The following is a 7,049-nucleotide window of genomic DNA, read 5'->3' as shown; positions in this document are numbered from 1 at the left end:
TGCTGAAAATGATGTGGGCCTGATCATTACAGAGGGCACCCCAGTTGGTCATAAAGCTGCAAATGGTTATCCTAATGTCCCCTTCATGCATGGTGAGAAAGCATTAGCTGGCTGGAAAAAAGTAGTTGATGCGGTTCATGCGAAAGGTGGAAAGATCGCGCCTCAGCTGTGGCATGTAGGTTCAGTTCGTAAAGAGGGCGTAGAGCCTGATAAGTCTGTACCGGGCTATAGCCCTTCTGGTTTGTTTAAGCCAGGCAAAGAAAATGGCGTAGCGATGACGCAGGAAGATATTGCTGAGGTTATTGAAGCTTTCGCACAGGCTGCTGAAGATGCAAAAAGTATTGGCTTTGATGCTGTGGAAATACATGGCGCGCACGGCTACCTAGTTGACCAGTTCTTCTGGGAAGGAACAAACCAGCGTACTGATGAATATGGTGGTGATATGCTCAAGCGAACTCGCTTTGGGGTTGAGCTTATTCAGGCTGTCAGAGCTCGGGTCGGAGAGGACTTTCCGATTATTTTACGTTTCTCTCAGTGGAAGCAACAAGACTATGAGGCACGGTTGGCCAACTCTCCAGAGGAACTGAAACAATTCCTACAGCCTTTATCTGAAGCCGGAGTCGATATTTTCCACTGCTCAACACGCCGATTCTGGGAAAATGAGTTCGATAACTCTGACTTGAATCTTGCTGGTTGGACTAAGGAGTTGACAGGTAAGCCGGTAATCACCGTTGGTAGCGTTGGTCTAGATAGTAGTTTTATCGATGAGAAGGGCTCGAGCTTGGGGATGTCTGACAAGGCGGGAGTGGCGTCTAGCCGAATTGCTGAATTGTCTGACAGAGTTGCCCAAGGTGAATTTGAGCTGGTCGCGGTTGGCCGTGCGCTACTTCAAGACCCTGAGTGGGTATTGAAAGTGAAAGAACAGCGTTTGGATGAATTGCAGGACTTTTCAAAAGCAGCATTGATGAAATTGATCTAAGTAGGCTTATAGAAAACGGCTGCTTGAGTAACAGAATATTTGAGCAGTCTCCGCTATTTTCGAATTAGTATAAGAAAATTAGGTTTACAATGTCTCTACTTTTGAAAGCTTAGCCGACTTTTTGGCTAGACTTGAGCTTGGTTTTATTGAGTTTCTTGGCTTTCGAGGGGACTGGAGTGATATTTACATCAACGTAGTTTCGTTGTAGCCACCATGGCAGCTCACTAAACTCCATATTACGGCGATCAGCTTTACGGCGGTTATTTTTATATTTTCGAGCTTGAGCAGTATCCTGCCTACGATCCTGGCCTCGCTTATCATTGAAAACATGGCTTTTTTCGGTTTTCATTGTATTCATGAAAGGCCTGAAGAGAACTCGTTGGAAAATGCTTACAATGTATGTTACCACTTTCCCACTGTGATTTGCGACGCCCTAGATCGATAAAAATGAAAGGAAGCTCAACTTATTGATCTTCCTCAAGTCCTTTCATCGTTTCTCTGTTTATTTAATCGACAAATAGATCGTTCATCAGTTTTTTATCTGGATCATCTGAGTAGCGATAGTGATCGAAATCATCCACGCCTCTCTTGCGAAGGATGTCTTCATCAATGATTACTTCACCACTGAGCTCACAATCTTGGGTGGTGAGTATTTCGTAGGCAGCATCGGCCATAATGGCGGGCTTACGACCTTTTTCAAGAGCCGACTTTCCGCCACCTTCAAATTCGATGGCAGCTGTAGAGATTAATGTTTGTGGCCATAGGGAGTTCACTGCAATTCCGTAGCGCTTGTATTCGGCTGCCATCCCAATAGTCAACATCGACATGCCATACTTGGTGACGGTATAAGGACCATAATGCTGGAACCATTTTGGGTCGAGGTTAACGGGTGGTGAGAGGCTCAGAATATGGCCGCATTCAGACTTCTTTAACCAAGGTAGCGCAGCCGTTGATAAGCTCAGTACGGCGCGAGTATTGATCTGATACATTAGGTCAAAACGCTTCAAAGGCAGCATTTCAGAGTTCATCAGTTTGATTGCGCCAGCATTATTAATAACCGCATCAATACCGCCAAATTTTTCAACACTTGCCTCAATGAGCGCCTTAACCTGCTCGTCTTCTCGGACATCCATTTGAAAGGCGAGTGCTTGTCCTCCAGCTTGTTCAACTTCTTCGGCAACGCTGAAAATTGTGCCGGGGAGTTTAGGGTGAGCTTCAGCTGATTTCGCTGCGATGACGATATTCGCACCATCGGCGGCAAACTTAAGTGCCATTTCTCGACCAATGCCGCGGCTTGCGCCGGTTATAATAATCGTTTTATTAACTAATGATCCCATCTTTATTCGGCCTTATCGGGTGTTACGTTGACAAGCAGCTGTCGCAATTTAACTTGATCACCTTGGGCAACATTCACAGCCTTGACGATTCCATTAACGTCAGACTTTAAAGGGTGCTCCATTTTCATGGCTTCGAGAATAACAAGCGTTTGTCCTTTCTCGACTTTCATACCCACTTCAGCTTGTACTTCAATAATTGCGCCATCCATGCTTGCCTTAATTTTCCCAGACCCTGAACCATCTTGAGCTTCGGCCGCTTGATGAGTGCAATCTTCAAAGCAGAAATACTCGCTCTCTAGGCGTATAAATATCTGTCCCCCGACCACTTTATAGCGACAGGTTTTGCGCACACCTTGCTCACTGTAGGTGAGTACGCCAGGCACATTACCCATTAATACGATGCGTGTTTCATTATCACCTTGTTTGATTAAATATTCGTTCTCGTTTTGCTCCAGGCTCAAGTCGAACTTGTCTTCACCGCTCTTTAACTGGTAAGGCCATGGAGCTTTGCCAGTATTGCTCCAACCAGATAATTCGTTGCCCCAAGGGGAAAGTTGGCTTGCCGTACGAGACGGGCTTTGTTCCAAGTAAGAGATCATGGCTGCGAGCGAAACAGCCAATGCTGAAGGCGTCTGTTTGCTGAGAGTTTTACTGTCAACGAAGTCGTCACCAATAAAGGCTGTGGTGGCTTCGCCATCGATGAACACCTGATGTCGTAGTACTTCGCATAGAAAGTTACTGTTAACGGTGCAGCCAAATAGGGTGCTTTCTTCAACAGCACGGATCAAACGACGTCTCGCTTCTTCACGGTTTGCGCCATAGGCAATAATCTTGGCTAACATTGGGTCATAGAAAGGCGAGACGGTTTGGCCGGTTATAATGCCATCATCGATACGTAAACCGTCACCTTGAGCTGGCTCCCAAAGGTGGACCGGGCCCGTTTGAGGTAAAAACTGATTTGCAGGGTCTTCAGCATAGAGGCGAACTTCCATGGCATGTCCATTAAGTTCGATTTGATCCTGAGTCTTGGGCAATACTTGACCTGACGCTACATTGAGCTGCCAGGCTACCAAGTCAGTACCGGTAATCAGCTCTGTCACCGGGTGCTCTACCTGTAAACGGGTATTCATTTCCAGGAAGTAGAAGTTCTTATCTGAGTCGACCAAGAATTCAACCGTCCCTGCACCGACGTAATTGCAAGCTTTGGCTGCTTGTACAGCCGCTTCACCCATGCGCTGGCGAAGTTCAGGGTCGACAAATGGCGAAGGCGCTTCTTCAACCACTTTTTGGTGGCGACGCTGGATAGAGCAGTCGCGTTCACCAAAATAAACAGCATTACCGTACTTGTCGGCGAAGACTTGAATTTCAATATGACGAGGTTTGATCACGGCACGCTCAAGAATCAGCTCACCACTGCCAAAAGCATTCTCAGCTTCTGAACTAGCTGTTTTGATTTGTGCTTCCAGCTCGCTCTCTTCAAAAACCAGACGCATACCACGTCCACCACCACCGGCAGAGGCTTTTACCATAATAGGGAAGCCGATGGTTTGGGCTTCTTTTAGGAGTGTCTCAATGTCTTGATCAGCACCTTCATAACCAGGGATACAAGGCACACCGGCCTTGGTCATAGCGATCTTTGATAAACGTTTGCTACCCATAAGCTCGATTGCTGCAGAAGGTGGGCCGATAAATTCAATATTGGCCTTTTCGCAAGCGTTGGCGAAGTCACAGTTTTCAGACAAGAAGCCATAGCCAGGGTGAATGGCGCCAGCGCCAGTTAGTTTAGCGGCCGCAAGGATTTTGTCTGCGACTAAATAGGATTCGCCTACTGGTGCTGCACCAATACATACCGCTTCGTCTGCGTTAAGAACATGTGGCGCACCCGCATCAGCTTCACTGTAAACCGCAACGGTTTTATAGCCGAGCGACTTAGCTGTACGCATCACACGAACGGCAATTTCTCCACGGTTTGCAACTAATACTTTTTCGAATGTCACTTGTTTAGACATCTTAATACTCTCTTTTTATCGTTATTCCCTCGAAGGCGGGAATCCATTGTTTTGATGATAACTGACTACTCTGCCCAGCTAGGCAATCTCTTCTGTACAAAGGCCATGGTGCCTTCCTGGCCTTCTTTACCTTGTACTGCTTGTGAGAAGGAATGGGCTGCAGAGTCTAATAACTCTTCCAATGGTTGTTTGCCGACTCCGAGTATCAGTTCTTTCGTGATACGGTTAGCATCTGGTGCACAGCGTTTAACTTGGCTAAGTACTGATTCTAGGTCTTCTTCAAGTGCTTCACTTGTTTCATGTGCCTCGTGAACAATGCCCAGCTCCTTAGCTTCCTGACCGTTAAAACAAGACCCTAATAAGGCTAGACGTCTCGCTTGGGTTAAGCCAATGCGTGTCACGACAAATGGAGCGATTTGAGCCGGTGGAATACCCAGGCCGGTTTCAGGTAAGCCAAATTTTGCGTCACTAGAGGTTAGGGCAACGTCGGAAATACAGGCAAGGCCAAAGCCTCCGCCCAGGACTGCCCCCTCTGTGACCACAATGAGTACCTGTGGAATCTGATTCGCATAAGTAATCATGCGTCCAAATTCGCGGTTCAGCTCGTAGAACGGGTCGTTTTGATCAGCAGTTTTAGAGCCTTCCGCCATACGGGCACCTGCCATATCTTTAATATCGCCGCCAGCGCAGAAGTGGCCTTCTGCGCCCCGTAATACTACTGCACGAATGTCTTCCTGTGTTTGAATACTTTCAAACACAGCCATTAACTCTTTAACCATTTTTAGGCTCATCGCATTGCGAGTTTTAGGGCGGTTGAGTGTGATATGCAGTTCATGGTCTCGCTGTTCAAGTAATAGTGTTTCGGTTTCTGGTAAAGTCATAGTTAGTGATCTCTTCGTCATTTAATAATTTACATAATAGATCCCGGCTAAAAAGAATGCCGGGATGACGAGGAAGGGTTTACTTCTTCTTGCCGGGTAAAATACCCATTAGCTTGCAGATAATGCCGAGCATGATTTCATCTGCACCGCCGCCAGTAGATACTAGGCGTACGTCACGCATGGCGCGAGATACTTCGTTGTCCCACATGTAACCCATGCCACCCCAATATTGTAAACAAGAATCGGTTACTTCTCGGCCCAAGCGGCCTGCTTTTAGCTTCGCCATAGAAGCAAGCTTGCTGACATCCTGCTTGTTGATATAACCTTCAACTGCCTGATAAGTCAGGGCTCGAAGGGCTTCGATTTCAGTTTGTAATTCTGCAAAGCGGAAGTGAATTACCTGATTATTAATCAGAGGCTGACCGAAGGTCTCTCGTTGCTTACAGTAATCGATAGTGCTGTTTACGCAGCGTTCCAGAGCTTTGATGATATTTGCCGCACCAAACATACGTTCTTCCTGGAATTGCATCATTTGCATCATGAAGCCCATTCCTTCGTTTCCGATACGGTAACGCTGCGGTACACGAACGTTGTCGAAGAATACTTGAGCTGTTTCAGAGGAGCGCATACCGAGCTTATCTAGTTTCGGTGCAACGGTAACGCCTGGTGTATTCATCGGTACAATGATCAGCGATTTATTGACGTGTACTTTGTCGTCAGAGGTATTCGCCAATAAGCATATAAAGTCAGCACTTGGCGAGTTAGTGATCCACATTTTTGTACCGTTGATGATGTAATCATCACCATCTTTTTTGGCAGTCGTTTTTAGGCCCGCGACATCTGACCCCGCACCAGGTTCAGAAACACCGATACAGCCAATCATGTCGCCGGTAATAGAAGGTGCTAAAAACTCTTTACGTAGGTCATCCGAGCCGAAGCGTGCTAGAGCAGGAGTGCACATATCTGTCTGTACCCCAATGGCTAGGGGTACGCCACCGCACTTAGCCAGCCCAAATTCTTCTGCAGCCACAATGCTATAGCTGTAATCGAGCCCCATGCCACCAAACTCAGTCGGTTTGCTAATACCTAAAAGGCCAAGCTCGCCAAGCTTTTTGAATACGTCTCGCATTGGAAATGTGCCAGCTTGCTCCCACTCTTCAACATGTGGGTTGATTTCATTTACGACGAAGTTCTTAACGGTACGACGGATTTCTTTGTGTTCTTGAGTAAATTGCATTGTTCTTGCTCTGTTCTTTAAATTATTTGTGAATATAGTCGGACTCAGCGTCATCGCCGCGCAAGCGGGGATCCATTGTCTAGTTTTATATTCAGTCTGTTCTTAGTATTCATCAACCTATGTGGCTTAGCTCTAAAACAATAGATTCCCGCCTACGCGGGAATGACCTGGTAGTTTTTGCTTTACATCTTATAGACGCGCTACGCCAAAAGAGCTGGGTCTTAGTTCACGCATATTGGCTTCCTCACAAATATCTAAGAGGAATGCCAACACCTTGCGCGTGTCGCGCGGATCGATTAATCCGTCATCCCATAGGCGAGCGGTGCCAAACAAGGCTGTTGAACCCTCGTCCAATTTATCTGCAGTCGCTTTCTCGATAACATCGAGCATGGCTGGATCAGCTTCTTTACCCATTTTTGCATGTTTTGCTTCTGTGACGATTCGCAATACCTTACCGGCCTGTGCGCCGCCCATAACGGCTGTTTTGCTGTTCGGCCAAGCGAAGATGAAGCGAGGGTCAAGACCTCGACCACACATGGCATAGTTACCCGCGCCATAGGAACCGCCAACGACGATAGTGAGCTTAGCTACAGTGGTATTTGCTAC

General features: G+C 46.9%; 7 protein-coding genes. 1 reads left to right on the top strand and 6 read right to left on the bottom strand.

Translation table 11 applies throughout. From position 1 onward, the window contains the following. A partial coding sequence (locus A3761_RS03825; protein ID WP_068749845.1) for an NADH:flavin oxidoreductase occupies window positions 1–979 on the top strand: 979 nt, incomplete at its 5' end. A gap of 109 nt (window positions 980–1,088) precedes the next feature. Here A3761_RS03825 and A3761_RS03820 read toward each other — a convergent pair. The 6 genes from A3761_RS03820 to A3761_RS03795 all read right to left on the bottom strand — a co-directional run. Next, complete coding sequence (locus tag A3761_RS03820) at window positions 1,089–1,337, bottom strand: hypothetical protein (protein WP_068510431.1); 249 nt, start codon at window positions 1,335–1,337, stop codon at window positions 1,089–1,091. Between the two features lie 148 nt (window positions 1,338–1,485). After that, window positions 1,486–2,316 (bottom strand): NAD(P)-dependent oxidoreductase, encoded by an 831-nt coding sequence (locus A3761_RS03815; protein ID WP_068510432.1) that lies wholly within the window; start codon window positions 2,314–2,316, stop codon window positions 1,486–1,488. A 2-nt stretch (window positions 2,317–2,318) separates the two neighbouring features. Next, window positions 2,319–4,325 carry an acetyl/propionyl/methylcrotonyl-CoA carboxylase subunit alpha gene (locus tag A3761_RS03810; RefSeq protein WP_068510434.1) on the bottom strand — a complete coding sequence of 669 codons (2,007 nt, stop codon included), beginning with the start codon at window positions 4,323–4,325 and terminating at the stop codon, window positions 2,319–2,321. A 65-nt stretch (window positions 4,326–4,390) separates the two neighbouring features. Then, window positions 4,391–5,206, bottom strand: a complete 816-nt coding sequence (locus A3761_RS03805) for an enoyl-CoA hydratase/isomerase family protein (RefSeq protein ID WP_068553503.1) — start codon at window positions 5,204–5,206, stop codon at window positions 4,391–4,393. A 79-nt stretch (window positions 5,207–5,285) separates the two neighbouring features. Beyond that, window positions 5,286–6,443, bottom strand: coding sequence for an acyl-CoA dehydrogenase family protein (locus A3761_RS03800; RefSeq protein WP_068510438.1), 1,158 nt, complete (start codon window positions 6,441–6,443; stop codon window positions 5,286–5,288). A 189-nt stretch (window positions 6,444–6,632) separates the two neighbouring features. Further along, window positions 6,633–7,049, bottom strand: a 417-nt coding sequence (locus A3761_RS03795; protein WP_304439579.1) for a carboxyl transferase domain-containing protein, incomplete at its 5' end; no start/stop codon positions are given.

Source organism: Oleiphilus sp. HI0123, from assembly GCF_001635315.1.
The sequence above is the reverse complement of the archived record's forward strand: the minus strand, read 5'-3'. Positions and strand labels throughout refer to the sequence as shown.